Genomic DNA, 18,810 nt, shown 5'->3' on the forward strand with positions numbered 1-18,810 from the left:
TTGGATACTCTCCAAATACAAATTTAAACAAAATATTTGAATTAAAAGTCTGTTTTGATGAAAATCGAGAAAGGACGTTGATTTGCCCCTGCATATTGTGTATTGCTGGTAAAAAACATCCGTTTACTTGGGTGAACCGCCATTTTTATATAATTTTGCACCGAATGGTATTGAACTATATTTGGGTTTCATTTTTCATCCTTGCCTTTGTCATCGCTTTGGCGAGGATGGTTTTCATGGGTGACATGGAGGTGTTTCCGGCCATGATGAATTCTACGTTTGACTCGTCTAAGACGGCTTTCGAGATATCGCTGGGGCTTACGGGCGTGCTTTCTTTGTGGCTCGGTATCATGAAGATAGGCGAGCGGGGAGGCGTCATCAACGTCTTGGCTCGTATGCTTTCACCCGTATTCTCTAAGGTGTTTCCCGACATACCGAAGGGACATCCGGTCACAGGTTCTATCTTTATGAACATGGCGGCCAACATGTTGGGGCTTGACAATGCCGCCACGCCGCTGGGATTGAAGGCGATGGAACAGCTTCAGGAGCTGAATACGAGGAAGGACACGGCCACCAATCCGATGATTATGTTCTTGGTTCTCAACACCTCGGGACTGACCTTGATACCCGTGAGCATCATGGTGTACCGTTCACAGCTGGGAGCTGCGCAGCCCACCGACATCTTCATCCCTATTCTGTTGGCTACTTTTTTCTCTACCATTGCCGGTCTTATCATCACATCTATCTATCAGAAAATCAATCTGCTCAACAAGGTGATGGTGCTGACCCTTGGGGGGATGGCGGTCATCGTGTCGCTCATCATCTGGGGATTCGGGCAGATGAGCAAGGACACGATGAACGTGGTGAGTACCAGCGTGGCCAACATTCTGCTCATGACCATCATCGTGCTGTTCATCTTCGCTGGCTTACGCAAGAAAGTGAATGTCTACGACGCCTTTATCGAAGGGGCGAAAGACGGGTTTACCACGGCTGTGCGTATCATACCTTATTTAGTAGCCATCCTCGTGGGCATCGGTGTGTTCCGCGCATCGGGTGCTATGGATATGTTGGTCGACGGCATTGGATGGTGCGTGTCAGCGGTAGGAGGTGACAATCAGTTTGTGGGTGCCTTGCCAACGGCCCTCATGAAGCCGCTCTCGGGTAGTGGTGCGCGTGGCATGATGGTTGATGCGATGACTACATACGGTGCCGACTCGTTCGTTGGTCGCTTGAGTTGCATCTTCCAAGGATCCACTGACACCACCTTTTATATATTGGCCGTCTACTTCGGTAGTGTCAACATCCGCTACACACGTCATGCCGTGGCGTGCGGATTGCTGGCCGATTTGGCGGGTGTTGTGGCGGCAATAGCCATCGCGTACATGTTTTTTGGATAGAAGCCTCACCCCCTGCCCCTCCCCGAAAGGGAGGGGAGTGATTAGCTGCATGATGTTGTAGGACTATCAACTTGTGAACTTGTCAACTCGTCTACTTGTAAACTCATAAACTATGTCGAATCTAAAGTCATTGGTTAAGGATACTGCCATTTATGGACTGAGCAGTATCGTCGGTCGTTTTCTCAACTACCTGCTCACTCCCCTGTACACCATTAAGCTGGCATCGGCCAGCGGCGAGTATGGCATCATGACCAACATGTATGCCGTGACGGCATTGATACTCGTGATATTGACATTCGGATTGGAAACTACCTTTTTCCGTTTTGCCAACAAGTCGGGCGAGGATCCACGCAAAGTCTATTCTACCACGCTGATTGCTGTTGGCTCCGGCGCACTGAGTTTCTTCCTGTTGGTGCTGATGTTCTTGTCACCCATCGCCTCGTTCATGGGCTATGCCGACCATCGCTCGTATATATGGGTCATGGCACTCACGGTGGCTATCGATTCGTTCCTGTGCATTCCGTTCGATTACCTTCGTTTTAAGAACCGTCCTATCAAGTTTGCATCTCTCAAAGTATTCATTATTGTTCTGAATATTTCGCTCAACTTGGTTTACTATCTCTTGCTGCCAGCACTCTATGAGCGTCATCCAGAGGCGGTGGGAATGGCCTACAGTCCGTCCGTTGGCGTGGGCTATGCGTTCTACATCAACCTGGCCTGCTCGGCGCTCACCGTGCCTTTGCTGTGGAAAGAGTTGACCTGCGTGAGCTATGTCTTCGACAAGAGGCTGATGAGGCGCATGATCTCGTACAGTTGGCCCATCCTTGTGCTGGGATTGGCGGGCATCCTGAACCAGACAGCCGACAAGATATTGTTTCCACATATCTATCAAGGAGCCGACAGCTTGGCCCAATTAGGTATTTATGGGGCCGCCAGTAAGATAGCCATGATTATGGCCATGATCACACAAGCCTTTCGCTTTGCCTACGAACCCTTCGTCTTTGGCAAAGCCGAGGAACGCGACAATCGCGAAACCTACGCCAAGGCCATGAAATATTTCATCATTTTCACCTTGCTGGCCTTCCTTGTTGTGGTGGGCTATATGGACATCTTGCGCTATCTCATCGGTAAGGATTACTGGGAAGGACTGCATGTGGTGCCCATCGTTATGGCCGCCGAAATCATGATGGGCGTTTATTTCAACCTCTCATTCTGGTACAAACTCATCGACAAGACCATCTGGGGAGCGTATTTCTCGGGCATTGGTTGTGCGGTACTCATTGCCATCAACGTCATCTTTGTGCCCCATTACGGCTACATAGCCTGTGCGTGGGCTGGCTTTGCGGGCTACGGCGTGGCCATGATTCTGTCGTATATTGTCGGACAGAAGATGTATCCCATCCGCTATCCCATGCGCAGCATCCTCACCTATGTGGCGTTGGCAGCGGCTTGTTTCTTTGTCATGACAGCCTTTAATGACGTACTTACTACAGCTGGCGCACTGGTTGTCAACACACTGCTCATTGCGTTGTTTGTGGCCTACATCATCAAGTTCGACTTCCCATTGCGCCAATTGCCCATCATAGGCAAATATTTCAGAAAATAAATCAATCACAATAATATGAAAAAATCAACATTACTCCTTGCCGGACTGCTTGCTGCCAGCGTGGCAAAAGCCGACGAAGGCATGTGGACCTTGTACAATTTGCCGCAAGCTGTGTATGAACAGATGCAGGCACAGGGCTTTCAGGTTCCTTACAACGACCTGTACTATGGCGATCAGGCCATCAAGAATGCGGTGGTTAACTTCTCTGGTTATTGTACTGGTGTGGTGGTTTCGCCCAACGGATTGGTATTCACCAACCACCATTGTGGCTTCGAGGGCATCCGCAGTCACTCCACTGTGGAGCACGACTACATGAAAAATGGCTTTTATGCCAAGAGCTATGAGGAGGAACTACCTAACAAAGACATGTTCGTGAGCTTCATGGTTGAGCAGAAAGACATTACCGACAAGCTGAGAATGATGGACTTTGACAATCTCACCACCGAGCGACAAGACGCGATACTCGATTCGCTACAGAACGCCATGAGCGACTCCATCAAGCGCATTGACAAGACACTGCACATAGAGATTGACCCCTTTTACGAGGGAAACACCTACTATGCCACCACTTATCAGCAGTTCAACGATCTGCGACTGGTGTTCGCCGTACCCAAGTCGATGGGCAAATTCGGGGGCGAAACCGATAACTGGATGTGGCCACGGCAAACCTGCGACTTCTCCGTGTTCCGCATTTATGCTGATAAAAAGACGAATGGTCCAGCCGAATATTCTAAAGATAATGTACCCTACCGACCCAAATATTGGGCACCTGTTAGTTTGCAAGGATATAAAGATGGGGATTATTCTATGACGATTGGTTATCCCGGGTCTACCAATCGTTACCTCTCATCCTATGGTATTCGTGAACGTAGAGATGCCTTGAACACACCTCGAGCACAGGTGAGAGGTGTAAAGCAAGCCATTATGACTCGTCATATGCGGGCAGATGAGGGCGTGCGTATCAAGTATGATTCGAAGTTTGCGCAGAGTGCTAATTATTGGAAGAACTCCATCGGTATGAATAAGTGCATCGACTCCATCGGCATTATCCAGCAAAAGCAGCAATACGAGCAGAAAATACGCCAATGGCAACAGCAAACGGGGTACCTGAAGGGCAAGCTCGACTTTGATACCATGGCCCGACTTTACAACCAACGTCTCGATATCATGAAGGCTTATATGTACTTCCGCGAAACATTCGGCCGCACCAACGAGTTCACTACCCGTGCCTTGCAGTTGAACAATAAGGAAATACTTGGCCCCAAAAACAATCCCAAGAAGCAGTACATCCTCTTCAAGGACAACAGCGACGAGTGGGATGAGGCACTTGATAAGGAGGTAATGGCTGCGCTGCTCAAGAACTATAAAGACAAGGTGTCGGCCAAATATCTACCTAAATTCTACCAAACCATCACCAACAAGTACGGCGGCGACTACACTCGCTATGTCAATGAGCTGTATAAAAAGTCGTTCTTGATGAAGAGTGGCAAGCGAATCTACGCCAACAAGAAAAGCTATCAGCGTGACCCGGGTGTTGTGTACAGTCTTGATTTGCTGGAAATCATGGGGCAACTTTCTGCTGATAAGTCTCAGTACGAAGACAGTATTGCGCAACAAGAGAAGTATCTCTGTGCCGCCAAGTTGCGCATGGAGGAAGACATGCCCCATTATTCGGATGCCAACTTTACCATGCGATTGAGTTATGGACAGGTTGGAGGCTTCATGCTGGGCGGTAAACCTTCGGGCTATTACACTACAGCAGAAAGCATGGTGGAGAAAATGAACCAGGCTGATAAAGTGTACGAGTACCAGGCAGAACCTGTGATGAAAGAGATTCTTAGCGCCAAGGACTTCGGTCCATACCAGGATAAGCACACGGGTAAGATGCAACTTTGCTTCCTCACCAACAACGATATCACGGGTGGAAACAGCGGAAGTCCGATGTTTGACGGGCAAGGACGGCTCATCGGACTGGCTTTCGACGGCAACTGGGACAGTCTTTCGAGCGACATCAACTTCGATTCTCGCCTGGCTCGCTGCATCGGAGTGGACATCCGTTATGTGCTGCTGATGATGGATCGTTGGGGACACGCTGACCGTTTGCTTAAAGAAATCAACGCCCAGTAAAGCGCTGCATATATGATAGTGGTGACATGCCACGTGGACAGAATGAAACGTGAAGCGGATGACTGAGCAAGTTTCATTTCGCCTTGTACCCTATCTTCACACAAACTGTTTTCCTTGCTCAGCAAACTGCCTGAACGAGGAAGACAGTTTTTCTTGTTTTTTCATGGTTCGTCATGGGTGATATGACAGCCACTTAACTCCAAAGAAAGGTTCATCATCCTAAAAAAGTGCTTGATATTTGTAACACAATCTGCATTTTCTACGTCTGATGAAATAGAACACCACCATGATAGCGTGTTTTTGAAGTAGCACAACATAATCCATTAAAAATTAAATACGTATGAAAAAAGTGATGATGATTGCAGCATTGGCATTCATGACCATGACTGTTCAGGCCCAAATGTCGGTAGACCGTTTGATGAGGAAGTACAAACATTCGCCCAAGGCGGAATATGTTCATGTGCCAAAAATGATGATGACGCTGGCCAAGGCAATAAAGACCGGCGATGCCGACGACTATACGAAGTACCTCAAGCACATCGACAGTATCAAAGTCTTGGACATGGAGGATTGCTCAAAAGCTGTTAAACAACAGTTTTTCAAGGATGTTACGCAACTGAAAACAGCAGGGTATGAGGAGTTGATGACGGTAAAGGAAGCAGATGAGCAAACCGTAATCTTGGCGAAAAGGAACAAAACGGGAATTAAAGAACTTGTCATCGTCGACTCGGATAATGACGATGCCGCATTAATCCAAATCTTGGGAAACATCAAGAATTCAGAGATACAAAAGATAGTTGCTGACAAAAAGAAAAAATAGGTAGCTCCCCAACCCACTCAACCTTACCAGCTGTATGGATGCCTCACAATTTAAACAGTGTTTCTTGCCATGTCATGCACAAATGTACCGCATGGCCTGGCGGCTCACAGGCAATGCGCAGGCGGCCGAAGACCTGGTGCAGGAGGCTTTCCTAAAGCTGTGGATCAAGCGCGATGGACTGCAAATTACCGACTCGGCCGAGGCTTTCTGCGTCACCACGGTGAAGAACTTGTTCTATGACCAGGTGCGTAAGCGGCGTCCACAAACCACGGATCATACCCCAGAGGAATTGCAGATACCCCACGATGACGATGCCGGCAGGGCGATAGAGCTGGCAGAAGAAAGGCAGATGGCGTGGCAACTCATCAACCGTCTGCCCGAGCAGCAACGGCAAATCGTGATGATGAGGGACATCGGCGAGATGGCGTATCGGGAGATAGAGCGACAAACGGGCCTCACGGCGGTAAACATCAGGGTACTGTTAAGCCGCGCCCGCAAGCAGATGAGAGAACAACTAAAACAGATGAAAGACAATGGATACAGATAATATCAGGCAACTCCTTGACCGCTACTATGACGGACAGACCAACGAGCGCGAGGAACAAGTGCTGAAAGACTATTTCCTTCAGGACGACGTTCCGCCGCAGTGGGCGACCGACCAGCAGCTCTTTCGGCAGTTGTATGGCGCTAATATGCCGGCCATTGACGGTCTGGAGCAGCGGTTGTCTCGTCAGATTGACGGCTGGAACCGTGTGGAGAAGACGACAAGTCGGCGTTCCCGCACCGTCGGTCTGCGGTGGATGGCTGGCATTGCGGCCTCCCTGTTGTTGCTGTTTGCCATCGGTCTTCTGGTCGACAGGCAGCAAAAGCAAGCACAATATGCCGTGCAGCAAGATACATTCGACGACCCGAGGGATGCGTATGCCGAAACACAGAAGGCCCTGATGATGTTTTCCAAGTCAATAAACAAAGGTTTAAATAAAGTAGAAAATGTTACACAAGAGTGATTTGACCGCATGGCTGAGAACATTGTCCCTGGCCATTTGCTTTGTATGGGGCTGTGTGTCGCTGTCGGCACAGGATCGTTTGTTCAAGCAGTTTGAGAACACCAAGGGCGTGTCTACCGTGTACATCTCGCCCGCGATGTTCAAGCTGATGCCCAAACTCGACGTGGGCGACAAGGATTTGGCCAAGCTGGCCTCCCGGCTGTCGCGCTTGCAAATCCTGCAATGCGAACGCCCATCGCTGATTCCTTCTATCAAGAAGCAGGCACAAGCGTACTATGACAACAACCGCTATGAAGTGATTATGCGGGTGAAAGACGACGACGAGCGTACCACCATCTACCAGAAAGTGGTGGGAAAGGGCAACAATGAGTTTGTTCTTCTTAATGAAGAGAAAGACGAGCTGTCGCTCATTCACCTCATTGGGAACATTAAATTAGAGGATATAAAAGACCTCTACGACCGATAGGTGACGAGCGCGTCATACGGAAGAAGGCTGGTTTGAATGGACAAACCAGCCTTCTTTTTGCGATGGAGGATGCGCATGGATGCGATAGTTGGCTGCACATGGATTCATAGCTTGATACATGATCGTAATATATTGTTAGCTAAGGCTTTGCAATTGCATTGACTTTGGACGCCAAACCCATTGACTTTGGCTGCCAAACCCATTGAGTTTGACGTCCAAAGTCAATGAGTTTGAAAAACGATAAGATGATGGTATGATGTAAGGGTGTAATTCATCACGTTTCTAATAAATATAAATGGCCTGGAGGGTAGTGATGCTTTCACGCTCCTCCAGGCCATCGTGTTGCTGTGTAAAGGCCCAGCTATCAGTATTTCACCTTGATATATTTCACGCCGTGAGTGGGTACAAAGTAATTGGTATCGGTGGTAGATAAGTCTTTCTGCTGCCACAGGTCACGCACGGACTGCAACTGCTGAATGCCCAGTTGGCCGAGATATTTGGAAAGATCCACGCGCGCATCCTCGCTTCCTACGTTGAAGATACCGATGGCATGACAGCCGTCGGCCAGTGGACGTTGCCATATTTGGATGTCACCATCCAGCACGTCGCGCTTGGCTTGCTTGCCCAGTGCGTCTTGGTTGATGGCGTTTACCTCGTTGTTGCACAACAAGCCGAAAGTGAAGTCGTCCATCTGACTGAGATCTCCGCCCATAAGCATGTTGGCAGCCAGCAGGGTCCAGAGCGAGATGTGCGTGTACTGCTCGTCGGGTGTCAGGCGTGTGTCGTGGAGTTTGGGTCCCCATCCCACCTTACCTACTACCAGCATGTCGGGATCGTTCCAATGGCCTGGCCCGGCGTAGGGATAGAGTTCGGCCTGACGTACAAATCCGATGTAGTACAACGACTGCCATGTATCGGTGATATCGCCCGTGGTTCTCCACGAATTGGCATCAACCGCATGGCCCCATTTCCACACGTCGGCCATGCCGTATTGACATAAACTGTAGAAAATGTCGCGTGGCTGTGCGCGCAAGTATTCCTGCATTTTCAGGTAAGGGCGCACGTATGCGGCAACGGAAAGGTCGCCATCGGCATCAAACTTGCTGCTGTAACCACACCAATCGTACTTGAGATAGTCAACACCCCACTCGTTGTAGGTCTTCGCATCCTGCTCCTCATGGTCGAGCGAGCCAAGGTAATGTCCGCATGTGAGGTCGCCTGGCGAGGAGTAGATGCCAAAGCGCAGTCCGTTGTCGTGCAGCCAGTCGCCCAGTCCTTTCATGTTCGGGAACTTCTCGTTCACGGCAATGGTTCCGTCGGCGTTGCGCTTCTCGGCCTCCCAGGCATCGTCCACGTTGATGTAATTATAGCCATAGTCGGCCAATCCACGGTCGATGAGCGCCTTGGCAGATGCCATCACTTTCTCTTGTGACACGCTGGTGCCCCAGCAGTTCCAGCTGTTCCAACCCATAGGCGGTGTTAAAGCAATCTGATGACCAACGTGGATGCTGAAGTCTTTCTCAGCTTTTCCCTTGCTGTTTTCGGCCACCAAGGTGAGCTTGTATTCGCCTCTCTCTTTCAAACTGCCGCTGATGACACCGTTTTCGGCATTCAGGGAGAGGCCGGCTGGTAGGTTCTTCACGCTGAACTTCATGGGTCTGTCGCCGGAAGCAGGGATGCGGAAGATTACTGGAGAACCCGGGCGCACACCCATCACCGCTGCACTGTTGATGCGAGGGGTGGCTGGAGCGATGGGCGTAAGAATGTATTTGGGCGCATAGTGGCGTGTGATGCTCTTTTTGCTTTTGGCATCTGTGTAAACACACTGGATGCGGACATAATTGTGAGGGTTATAAAAGACAGCGATGGAAGACTGCCCATTGGGTTTCAGGGAGACCTTGCGTTGTTGCTGACTCAACACCTTTCCGGTCTCGGGGTTCACCATATTGATTTGAAGGGATCCTTTCTGTGCAAAATTGAAGACGTTCTTGAACTGAATCTTACACACGTCTTTGCCTTTCACCCGGGTCTCGCCGAAGGTGATTTTGAGCCCATCCACTTTGTTGGGAACGCTCAGCTTTGGGGCACGGAAGTACATGCCGCCGTCTCCTCCGCCATTATATACGCGCACGGCAATGACGTTTTCTTGTCCCCATTTCACGGCTTTGTGCTTAGCGGAGATGCTATATTCGCGCTCAACGTCGAACGCTTCCTTGTATCCTTGTGGCGAATCGGGTAGGCTTCCCGTGCCACCGATGCGCACACCATTGAAGAACGCTTCATCGGCATCATCAATCTTGCCCAGGTAGATATTGATGGTTTGTTTTAAATCAGAGTTGTCCAGCATCGATTGGGGCAAGATAAATTTGAAGCGATACCATCCGTAGGTATTCGTCTTGGTGGGTCCTTGCTCTCCCCACTTCATGGTAGTTTTGAGGGTTTTCCAGCTGCTGTCGTCGAAATCGGCATTCTTCCATTCGGGATTGTCGCCCATCTTAAACTTCGCTTTGTCAAAAGTAAGTACTTGCGCATAGGTCATACTGGTCATGAAAAGCAGCAGTATGGCTAAGATTTTTTTTCTCATGTAAAATATTGTTTTTGGTTATTCCATTTGGTTTTGATGCAAAGGTAACGCTTTCAAGATAAACTCATGCCATGAAAAAGAAGAAAAAAGATAAATAAAGGCGTATTTTTTCGTTCCTTTCTATTTATTTTCATACCTTTGCGAGGTTTTGGGATGGGAAGGTGAATGACCTAAACGATACGGGAAGATGTCAATAGGATATCTCCAATGAGCAGAAAAGTAGCCTGAAAGAAAATCCCAATTTGGATGAATTTTTAGATGTTAGACAAGACAATAAGTATTATTTATTTTTTTTAGATGAACGTAATTACGAAAACAGTTCAATTGCCTGATGGCAGAACCATCAGCATTGAAACCGGGAAAGTTGCAAAACAGGCCGATGGCGCAGCGGTAGTACGCTTGGGTAACACGGTGCTTCTCGCAACTGTTTGTGCAGCAAAGGATGCAGTTCCCGGAACAGATTTTATGCCTTTGCAAGTTGATTATCGCGAGCAGTACAGTGCCGCAGGTCGTTTCCCAGGTGGATTCACCAAGCGTGAAGGCAAGCCAAGTGATAATGAAATCTTAACTTCTCGATTGGTGGATCGTGCACTTCGTCCGCTTTTCCCGTCCAATTATCACGCCGAAGTGTATGTGCAAATCATGCTTCTTTCTGCCGATGGCGTAGATCAGCCCGATGCTTTGGCTGGGTTGGCAGCGTCAGCAGCCATGGCATGTTCAGATATTCCTTTCGATTTCTATATCAGTGAGGTTCGTGTGGCACGCATCAATGGCGAATATGTCATCAACCCAACCTTCGAACAGATGAAACAAGCCGATATGGACTTGATGGTAGGTGCCACCAAGGACAATATCATGATGGTGGAAGGCGAAATGAAAGAAGTGTCTGAGCTCGACCTGATTAACGCTTTGAAGGCTGCACACGAGGCCATCAAGCCTATGTGCGCCGTTCAAGATGAGTTGAACAAGGAGTTGGGTAAGGATGTGAAGCGCGAGTATGATCACGAGGTGAACGATGAAGACTTGCGTGAAAAGATGAACAACGAGCTGTATCAGCCCGTATATGACATCACCAAACAGGCTCTTACTAAGCAGGAACGTCACGACGCTTTCGACAAAGTGCTCACCGATTTCTTGGAAGAATACGATGCTGCTCACGCTGCTGATTTGACCGAAGAGGAACTGGAGGAGAAGCATGCAGAGGCTACACGCTATTATGATGACGTGTTGAAGAATGCCATGCGCCGTTGTGTTTTGGACGAAGGTAAGCGTTTGGACGGTCGTAAGACAGATGAGATTCGCCCCATCTGGTGCGAGGTTAGTCCGCTGCCCATGCCTCACGGAAGTGCAATCTTTACCCGTGGCGAGACACAGTCACTGTCAACTTGTACGTTAGGAACCAAACTTGACGAGAAAATGGTAGACGACGTCTTGGACAAGAGCTATCAGCGTTTCTTGTTGCATTACAACTTCCCTCCATTCTCTACAGGTGAAGCCAAGGCTCAACGTGGCGTAGGTCGCCGCGAAATAGGGCATGGACACTTGGCATGGCGTGGCTTGAAAGGGCAAATACCTGAAGACTTCCCCTACACAGTACGCTTGGTGAGCCAGATATTGGAAAGCAATGGCTCTTCTTCCATGGCCACTGTTTGTGCCGGTACGCTGGCTTTGATGGATGCAGGTGTACCCATGAAGAAGCCTGTCAGCGGTATTGCCATGGGCTTAATCAAGAACCCAGGTGAAGATAAATACGCCGTTTTGAGCGATATCCTTGGTGATGAGGACCACTTGGGCGACATGGATTTCAAGACAACAGGTACGCGCGACGGTTTGACTGCTACGCAGATGGACATCAAGTGCGATGGCTTGAGCTTTGAAATCTTGGAGAAAGCCTTGTTGCAAGCAAAGGCAGGACGCGAGCATATCTTGAACAAAATGCTTGAAACGATAGCTGAACCTCGCGCAGAGATGAAGCCTCAGGTGCCACGCATCGAAGCATTTGAAATACCAAAAGAGTTTATTGGAGCCGTCATCGGCCCTGGTGGAAAGATTATCCAGCAGATGCAGGAAGACACGGGGGCTACCATTACGATTGATGAGGTTGACAATGTGGGTAAAATACAAGTGAGTGCGCCCAACAAAGAGTCAATTGATGCGGCCATTAACAAAATCAAATCCATCGTTGCCATCCCTGAAGTAGGCGAGATATACGAAGGAACAGTACGCTCTATCATGCCATACGGCTGCTTTGTAGAGATACTTCCGGGCAAAGATGGTTTGTTGCATATCTCTGAAATAGATTGGAAACGCCTTGAAACGGTAGAGGATGCCGGCATTCATGAGGGTGATAAGATCAGAGTGAAGCTGTTGGAAATCGATCCGAAGACGGGCAAATACAAGCTCTCTCGCCGTGTGTTGTTAGAAAAACCCGAAGGCTATGTAGAGCGCGAACGTCGTCCTCGCCGTGAGAATGGTGGTGAGCGTCGCCCACGTCGTGATGACAATCGTGAGGGACATCGTCATTATGAGAATGGTGATCGTCAACCTCGTCGCTTTGAACATCGCAATGAAGGCTCTGATCGTGCTTACAACAATGAGCCCAACGAGTTGAATGACACGTTTAATGCAGAGTAAAAATCACACTTTGGTCGTGCGTATCAAGCATTGATCATTGATAGTCCCAACGATTTGGGGCGCTGAAATAAGGGGTGAATGGCAAGCATGCTATTCACCCCTTTTTAGGTTTATAGGGTCGAATGGACGTTGACAAGTTGGGATTTACTTGATTCGTTCATTCCGCAAGAAGTCTTCGTAATGGTCTTGATAGCCATTGAAAACATTGATGTCTACATCCCCTTTGATTCCACTCACTCGCCCGTCAGGGCTCAGTTGCCATATCACCAGGTGTACATCAGGTTTGTATTCGCCATAACGAGCTATCCATACGTTGTAGTTTTCCATGAGGTCGGGTGCCTCGGGCAAATACTTGTTCACAAAAATCTGACTGATGTATAATATCGGTTTCACACCCACGCGCCTCTCTACGGCTTGGAGCCACGCTCTCACTTCTGTAAATAAGGCCTTGGTGCCACCCATCCTTTTGATTTGACTGGGGAAGGGTTCAACGTCGAGAACGGGTGGAAAATCGCCTTTTTCAAAGCGAGTGTGCCGCATGAAATAGGCTGCTTGCGCCTTACCACTAGTCCTTGTGGAGAAGAAATGATAGGCTCCGCAATGGATACCGTGTCGCTTTGCCGCCCGATAGTCACTCATGAAGTACCTGTTTCGGATGGTCGTTCCTTCGGTTGACTTGATGTAACAAAACGAAATGGGATAGCTCACGGTGCCCCGTATGCGTTTCTTACTGATGGTACCGAGGTGCGTGATGCGCAGTTTGTTCCAATGAATGGGGTAGTGCTTCTTGCCAATTTCGTGTTGATGTCGGGAGATATCGATGCCATAAATGCGCTGGTCTGTATAAACAAGTCGTTCACCCAAGTACCTATCGGCTTTCCATTCACCCAAACGAAGCTTCTTGGAAGACGATTCAAAGCCAAACCCCGAGCGCTGATTGTCCCGCCAATAGCCGTGATAATAAGTGCCGTCGTGCGATTGGTAAGTGCCTGCACCCTCGGCCAACCCTTTTTGATTCAGTTGCCCATGGTAGGTTCCGTTAGCGTCGGTACGTGTTCCATGTATCAACGTGTCGGCCTTCCATTCGCCCACGATGCGATGTCCTTGCGCATCGTAACTCACACCCATTCCCTCTCGCTTGCCCGCTTTCCACTGACCAGCGTACACGATACTGTCTTTGTACCGCATTTCACCGTAGCCTTCGTATGCGCCATTCGCCACCGAACCCCTGTAGGTGTAATCTCCATGGCGCACCAATTCTTGTTCGTCTGGCTGAATGTTACAGCTAAAAAGGAACAGCGTTAATGTCGCTACCATGACATGAGCCCATTTCAAAGAGAGTAGATGGCGTTTCATGGTTGCTTCTCCTTTCTCAAAAGGTCGCGCAGTTGGCTCCGCGTAATGACCTCGTTCCCTTTGGTGATACCGATGAAATAACCGCGTGTGCTAAAGACAGGCGACCCATCACCGCCCAACACCGCCGGCAAATCGTGCCGGTTGTCATGAATTGTTGTTGGGATGATGCTGCACGAAGCATCGCTGCTGGCCAGCTCCTTCACGCCAAGTCCGCCGTAGCCCACAGCAAGTGCTGCGCCATGCGCTTTGCCATTTACAAAGAAGATGGACAATGGGGCCACGCCCGTGGGTGTCTTTTGTCCAACCGTTTGCAGCAAGACCGTCTGGCACTGCTTGGAAGAGCCAACCTCACGCATGCGTACTTGCTGGCATTCATCATTCGGAAGGCGGTAGTAAGCGGTATAAACCGCCTTGCGTATCAGCTGCGGACGGTCGGCTTGCCTCACCGTATCAAACAACTGTGCAAGCCTCATGCAATAAGCTTTTTCATCTTCTTTTTCATAAGCGTATGCCGCTACCGTGTTGTATCCTTCGTCATGAACGTTATGAATGCGCAGGTAGTAATTCAATTCTTTCAGCTGAGCACGCAGCTGACGTATTCTTTTCTCGTTTCTCTCTTTCTCCTTCTCAATTAATGCCCATGCGTCTTGCCGATTGAACTCGTCAGGCTTTGCCATGACAGAGATCATTCTACCTCGGCATGAAGGAATGAAAGCATATCTGTTCACCCATACGCCCGTTGAGTAAGTGGTGCGTACGCATGAATCTTGTTGCAAAGAGGGACGCACCAATGCGGAGTCTGAGGCGATGTCGGAAAGATAGAGAATCGTCTTTCCTTTGCACACCATTTCGTACCACGACTGGCATGCGACAATGGCCACCGAGCGCTTCATCTGTCGTGCAGATGAAGGCCAAAAGTTCCATGTCACCCATGCGATGATGGCAAGCAGCAAGATGACCCATGTCATGAGCTTCAAACGGGGGTTGTGACGACGTTTTTGTTCCATGTCATGCAAAGTTAGTTGAAAAACCAGATAGCGCAAAATGTTGTTTGTATAATTTTCAAGATGTTCTTTTCAGCGATGCATCACGCCTCAACTATATAGGAAGAGGAATGGCATAAATTGTTAGGATTTTTGCTCGTTTTATGCCCCAAAAACGGCTCTTCAAAACTGTTCATTTAGAAAAAATTAATAGGCAACGAGGAAGCAAAATAGAGATGATTTGGCAAGAAAAATGAATTTTTAAGCCCAAAACAATGCGTTTGCTCCACTGTAAACATGCTTTTGGCGGATAATTTACATGCTCTTGTCGTGTTAAAGCATGCTTATTACCCTTTAAAAGCAATGCTTTTGACAGATAAACGCATAACTTTCGTGAGTCAATAATTATTGAAACCCCGTAACATTATGTGTATTAATGAGATGCAAAAGTCGCTTATGTTTGGCGTATTTGCGCCCAACATCCAGGTTGTTTACAAATTCGCCAAGGAATTTAAGATAGATGTCGACTGGAAACTCCGTGCGCAGATGCCTTTTGGCGTACCTGCGGGCGAGTCGGGAGAGAAGACTTTTGAGCCGTTGGAAGAGCGGATGTTGTTCTTGAAGTAAAGCATGGTTTCATCACTTTGTGGTGGATGTATCAAAACCGTGCGTGGGCATTTTGATGCTCTGTTATGTGGTGTGTGAAACGTAACAAACTACGTTCCTATATAACTGAACAACAAGCTGTTGCAAACTCAATGCTTTTGGTGCGCAAACCCATTGACTTTGAAGGCCAAAGTCAATGGGTTTGGGCTTCAAAGTCAATGCGTTTGATGTCGCAATACTACACCGTGTTCTGTCGTTCTCAAAACCGATAGCCCACCGTAGCTTGTAACACAATGTGATGAGGCTTGGCGGTTCCAAAGAGTATGGCTTGAAGCACTTGCCCCACAACGTCTTCCCTCACGATGGGTTGGTCAGCCACGGGGGTGAGGCCAATGCTCATCTCGGCCCCAATGATGATTCGATTGATGTCCAGCTCTATACCAGATTGAAGTCCTACGTCTATGCGTTTGAACTTTGGTAGTTCCACCAGCTTCTTGTCTTCGTTATAGCTGTTGCCCAGCATCTTGCTTCCTTGCTCAAACAGATTCTCCTTGAAAGTGTGTTTGTAGTCGCTATTCGCCATGCTGACTTTGGCCTTGCTGTTGAGACCGCATGCGATATAAGGTCCTGTGTAGAGATTCAGGTAAAGGTCATCGGTCAGGTGAATGTGGGCGACGATGTTCAACGGCAACTCAACGTAGTGCATGTTGACATGATAGCGTGCCTCACTGATTTGCTCGTTACCGAAAAATCCGTTAAAATTGAAACCTTTATTGGCCAGATAAAGAGATGGCTGAAAGTAGAAAGTGCGGCCCAAGGGTACTGCCATACCCCCGCCCAGCCGATAGGACAGCTGTGGAGATTCTCCACTGTTGGCGATGAATGCACTGGAACCCAATGCTCCCTTGACGTTCCATGTTACTTGTGCCGTGGCGAATAGAGGACACACGACAATTGCAAGACTCCATATTTTTTTGCGCATAACCATGATGTTTGTTTATTGACAGAACATCAGATTCGCAGGAATCTTGCATGCGATGAGGTAAAATAAAACAAAAAATGTGTGCCGTTATCGTGCGTGGCTCATTTCTTGGGCATGAGAAGTTTGTTGTATTCTTCAGGCGTTTGGAGCAGTTTGATGGCCTCTTTCGTCTGTTTGTCGTATCTCAAACCCAGCTGAACCGCCCCGGCCTGGAAATAATAAGCCGTAATGATGTCTGTGGCAATCATCTGTTTCAGTTCATCCTTGTTCAGCTCCAAGTCTTTTGCCACGTCGTGGGTCAGCTTTTTCTTCAAAGCCTCAAACTCGGGCTTGGCATCCTCATAATACTTTTCAAACTTGGCCATCTTCTCCAGTTCGGCCAAAATCTTCTCCGTTCCGGGGTCGTAGGTGAACTTGTTTTTCAAGACCAGCCGCTTAAACTCGTTGTATTCGGTGTCCGTGAGCGTAAATTCGCTGGCGGGAGCGATGGTCTTGTGCTTGCTGATGTAGTCAACCACATAGTTGAACATCGTTTCGGTGCTGTCTCCGCGTTGCAGATAAGCCGAGATGTTGGCGATGGTGTCGGGCTTGATTTCCACATCCGGCATGATGCCTCCGCCGTCCCTTACCTCGCGTCCGTTCTTGGTGTGGAATACGCTGGTCAGCGAGTCGGGTAGCTGTGTGGCACTGTTACGCCCCGCCGTGTGTTTGTAGTTGATGGCCTGGATGCAGCGTCCGCTGGGAATGTAATAATGGGCGGTGGTCACTTTCATGTTGGCGTTGTAGGGCAGTTTTGTGGTCATCTGCACCAATCCCTTGCCGAAAGTGCGGGTACCCATGATGACCGCGCGGTCTAAGTCTTGCAGCGACCCGGCCGTAATCTCACTGGCGCTGGCCGTCATGCCGTTGACCAGAATCACAATGGGCATGGAGGCGTCGACTGGTTCCATGCGCGTTTTGAACGCAATGTTGGCACGTTTCAGTTTTCCTTTGTTCGTCACCACCGTGATGTCCTTTGGAACAAAGATGTTCACGAGGTCTACCGCTTCCTGTTCAGAGCCACCTACGTTGTTTCTCAGGTCCAAAATGAACCCTTTGGCTCCTTGCTTTTTAAGGTCGATGAAAGCCTGCCGCACCTCTTTCGCGCAGCCTTCGTAATACTGAACCAGATTGATGTAGCCCACGTTTCCAGCCACCATGCCGTAGTAGGGGATGGCGGGCATCTGAATGGCGCGGCGCTTCACCTTGAATTTCATCACCTTGCCCGTTGACGGACGCTTAATCTTTAATGCGAAGGTCGAGCCTGGTTCTCCCCTCAGATGCTCACTCACATACTTGGTGTCTTTGCCTACCATCGTCGAATCGTCTATCTGTAGGATGATGTCCCCTTTCTTCAACCCCACTTCCGACGACGGCATGTTGGCGTAAGGCTCGTCAATCACGGCGTTCTTCAGCTGTTGGTTGTAGCGGATGAGTGCACCGATGCCGCCGTATTTTCCAGACAGAGCCTGCCGCAACTCCTGCGTTTCGCTCTCTGGATAATATTCTGTGTAGGGGTCCAGACTGCGCAGCATGCTCTTGATGCCTGTGCCAATCACGTCATTGGCATCGAGGGTGTCTACGTACATCAGGTCCAGATTTTTATAAACGGCGTTGAACAGTTCCATGTTTTTGGCCGCCTCAAAAAGGTGGTTTTTGTCCTTTTGGGCGAATAAACCGTTAGGCAATAGTCCCAACAGCAAGAGATATAACAGTAGTTTTTTCATTGTCATGACATCAATTTGTTGAGCAAAGATAATATTTAAGACCATAATATAGGTGGTAGCGTGCGCTTTTTTATTGTATTTTAGCTTTCCGGTCTATTTTTTTTGCAAAATGTTTGGAGGTTTCAAAAAAACGTTCTAACTTTGCATCCGCAATCAAGAATATTGATTTGTCATTGCTTCAATAGCTCAGTTGGTTAGAGCACCTGACTGTTAATCAGGGGGTCGTTGGTTCAAGCCCATCTTGAAGCGCAGAGAGCGGAAAACCTTTTTAACGGGGTTTCCGCTCTTTTTGCGTTAGAAAAACGTAGAGTCAAGTAGGGGGTAGTGGCGTAATGGATTTGAAAACGTGTTGAACGTCAACTCCCATAGAACGTGTATATCTTATCACTTTTCCATCTTGATGATGGATTCGTCATACACGTTATGCTCTTCCGGTTTGTGAAGAGGCTTCCATACCTGTGCAAAGAAAGGATTTC

The 18,810-nt window shown here is 48.7% G+C and carries 14 protein-coding genes and 1 tRNA gene; 10 read left to right on the forward strand and 5 right to left on the reverse strand.

From position 1 onward, the window contains the following. Window positions 1–164 precede the first annotated feature (164 nt). From HMPREF1254_RS06185 to HMPREF1254_RS06215, 7 genes are all read left to right on the forward strand, one after another. Entirely contained in the window at window positions 165–1,397 is a 1,233-nt protein-coding gene (locus tag HMPREF1254_RS06185; RefSeq protein WP_023057779.1) for a nucleoside recognition domain-containing protein, read from the forward strand. A 112-nt stretch (window positions 1,398–1,509) separates the two neighbouring features. Beyond that, a complete protein-coding gene (locus tag HMPREF1254_RS06190) occupies window positions 1,510–3,003 on the forward strand; it encodes an oligosaccharide flippase family protein (RefSeq protein WP_023057781.1) in 1,494 nt (497 codons plus the stop codon). A 15-nt stretch (window positions 3,004–3,018) separates the two neighbouring features. Next, entirely contained in the window at window positions 3,019–5,130 is a 2,112-nt protein-coding gene (locus HMPREF1254_RS06195; protein WP_023057777.1) for a S46 family peptidase, read from the forward strand. Window positions 5,131–5,470: 340 nt separating this feature from the next. Further along, window positions 5,471–5,950, forward strand: a complete 480-nt coding sequence (locus HMPREF1254_RS06200; protein WP_023057767.1) for a DUF4252 domain-containing protein — start codon at window positions 5,471–5,473, stop codon at window positions 5,948–5,950. A 34-nt stretch (window positions 5,951–5,984) separates the two neighbouring features. Next, window positions 5,985–6,497, forward strand: coding sequence for an RNA polymerase sigma factor (locus HMPREF1254_RS06205; RefSeq protein WP_023057793.1), 513 nt, complete (start codon window positions 5,985–5,987; stop codon window positions 6,495–6,497). After that, entirely contained in the window at window positions 6,484–6,957 is a 474-nt protein-coding gene (locus HMPREF1254_RS06210; RefSeq protein ID WP_023057802.1) for a hypothetical protein, read from the forward strand. Before HMPREF1254_RS06205 ends, HMPREF1254_RS06210 begins: the two co-directional genes overlap by 14 nt. Beyond that, the gene (locus HMPREF1254_RS06215) at window positions 6,941–7,423 is read left to right on the forward strand and encodes a DUF4252 domain-containing protein (RefSeq protein ID WP_023057798.1); all 483 of its coding nucleotides are present in this window, start codon (window positions 6,941–6,943) and stop codon (window positions 7,421–7,423) included. Before HMPREF1254_RS06210 ends, HMPREF1254_RS06215 begins: the two co-directional genes overlap by 17 nt. A gap of 364 nt (window positions 7,424–7,787) precedes the next feature. Here the strand turns inward: HMPREF1254_RS06215 and HMPREF1254_RS06220 are convergent, their stop codons facing one another. Further along, window positions 7,788–10,007: a putative Ig domain-containing protein gene (locus HMPREF1254_RS06220; protein WP_023057772.1), complete on the reverse strand. Its 2,220-nt coding sequence runs from the start codon at window positions 10,005–10,007 to the stop codon at window positions 7,788–7,790. Between the two features lie 297 nt (window positions 10,008–10,304). Between HMPREF1254_RS06220 and pnp the strand changes: the two genes are divergently transcribed. After that, on the forward strand, window positions 10,305–12,641 hold the full coding sequence (gene pnp / locus HMPREF1254_RS06225) for a polyribonucleotide nucleotidyltransferase (RefSeq protein WP_023057764.1): 2,337 nt from the start codon (window positions 10,305–10,307) through the stop codon (window positions 12,639–12,641). A 144-nt stretch (window positions 12,642–12,785) separates the two neighbouring features. Here the strand turns inward: pnp and HMPREF1254_RS06230 are convergent, their stop codons facing one another. Beyond that, entirely contained in the window at window positions 12,786–13,997 is a 1,212-nt protein-coding gene (locus HMPREF1254_RS06230; protein ID WP_023057810.1) for a GH25 family lysozyme, read from the reverse strand. Then, window positions 13,994–15,004 (reverse strand): hypothetical protein, encoded by a 1,011-nt coding sequence (locus HMPREF1254_RS06235; RefSeq protein WP_231385820.1) that lies wholly within the window; start codon window positions 15,002–15,004, stop codon window positions 13,994–13,996. The genes HMPREF1254_RS06230 and HMPREF1254_RS06235 overlap by 4 nt, the downstream gene beginning before the upstream one ends. A 432-nt stretch (window positions 15,005–15,436) precedes the next feature. On the opposite strand from HMPREF1254_RS06235, the gene HMPREF1254_RS06240 reads away from it, so the two are divergent. Next, the gene (locus tag HMPREF1254_RS06240) at window positions 15,437–15,607 is read left to right on the forward strand and encodes a hypothetical protein (protein ID WP_023057780.1); all 171 of its coding nucleotides are present in this window, start codon (window positions 15,437–15,439) and stop codon (window positions 15,605–15,607) included. A gap of 238 nt (window positions 15,608–15,845) precedes the next feature. On the opposite strand, the gene HMPREF1254_RS06245 is transcribed toward HMPREF1254_RS06240, so the two are convergent. Next, window positions 15,846–16,568 carry a porin family protein gene (locus tag HMPREF1254_RS06245; RefSeq protein WP_036891139.1) on the reverse strand — a complete coding sequence of 241 codons (723 nt, stop codon included), beginning with the start codon at window positions 16,566–16,568 and terminating at the stop codon, window positions 15,846–15,848. 101 nt (window positions 16,569–16,669) lie between these two features. Next, entirely contained in the window at window positions 16,670–18,334 is a 1,665-nt protein-coding gene (locus HMPREF1254_RS06250) for a S41 family peptidase (RefSeq protein WP_036879743.1), read from the reverse strand. A 175-nt stretch (window positions 18,335–18,509) separates the two neighbouring features. Here HMPREF1254_RS06250 and HMPREF1254_RS06255 point away from each other — a divergent pair. Continuing rightward, window positions 18,510–18,583 (forward strand) — tRNA-Asn (locus HMPREF1254_RS06255). Window positions 18,584–18,810: the final 227 nt, after the last annotated feature.

The organism is Prevotella sp. BV3P1, assembly GCF_000479005.1.
Lineage (GTDB): Bacteria > Bacteroidota > Bacteroidia > Bacteroidales > Bacteroidaceae > Prevotella.

Excerpts from the sequence above, each read along its gene's own strand:
- HMPREF1254_RS06185 (WP_023057779.1), top strand. The coding sequence starts at position 165 with ATGGTATTGAACTATATTTGGGTTTCATTTTTCATCCTTGCCTTTGTC.
- HMPREF1254_RS06190 (WP_023057781.1), top strand. The coding sequence starts at position 1,510 with ATGTCGAATCTAAAGTCATTGGTTAAGGATACTGCCATTTATGGACTG.
- HMPREF1254_RS06195 (WP_023057777.1), top strand. The coding sequence starts at position 3,019 with ATGAAAAAATCAACATTACTCCTTGCCGGACTGCTTGCTGCCAGCGTG.
- HMPREF1254_RS06200 (WP_023057767.1), top strand. The coding sequence starts at position 5,471 with ATGAAAAAAGTGATGATGATTGCAGCATTGGCATTCATGACCATGACT.
- HMPREF1254_RS06205 (WP_023057793.1), top strand. The coding sequence starts at position 5,985 with ATGGATGCCTCACAATTTAAACAGTGTTTCTTGCCATGTCATGCACAA.
- HMPREF1254_RS06210 (WP_023057802.1), top strand. The coding sequence starts at position 6,484 with ATGGATACAGATAATATCAGGCAACTCCTTGACCGCTACTATGACGGA.
- HMPREF1254_RS06215 (WP_023057798.1), top strand. The coding sequence starts at position 6,941 with ATGTTACACAAGAGTGATTTGACCGCATGGCTGAGAACATTGTCCCTG.
- HMPREF1254_RS06220 (WP_023057772.1), bottom strand. The coding sequence starts at position 10,007 with ATGAGAAAAAAAATCTTAGCCATACTGCTGCTTTTCATGACCAGTATG.
- pnp (WP_023057764.1), top strand. The coding sequence starts at position 10,305 with ATGAACGTAATTACGAAAACAGTTCAATTGCCTGATGGCAGAACCATC.
- HMPREF1254_RS06230 (WP_023057810.1), bottom strand. The coding sequence starts at position 13,997 with ATGAAACGCCATCTACTCTCTTTGAAATGGGCTCATGTCATGGTAGCG.
- HMPREF1254_RS06235 (WP_231385820.1), bottom strand. The coding sequence starts at position 15,004 with ATGGAACAAAAACGTCGTCACAACCCCCGTTTGAAGCTCATGACATGG.
- HMPREF1254_RS06240 (WP_023057780.1), top strand. The coding sequence starts at position 15,437 with ATGTTTGGCGTATTTGCGCCCAACATCCAGGTTGTTTACAAATTCGCC.
- HMPREF1254_RS06245 (WP_036891139.1), bottom strand. The coding sequence starts at position 16,568 with ATGCGCAAAAAAATATGGAGTCTTGCAATTGTCGTGTGTCCTCTATTC.
- HMPREF1254_RS06250 (WP_036879743.1), bottom strand. The coding sequence starts at position 18,334 with ATGAAAAAACTACTGTTATATCTCTTGCTGTTGGGACTATTGCCTAAC.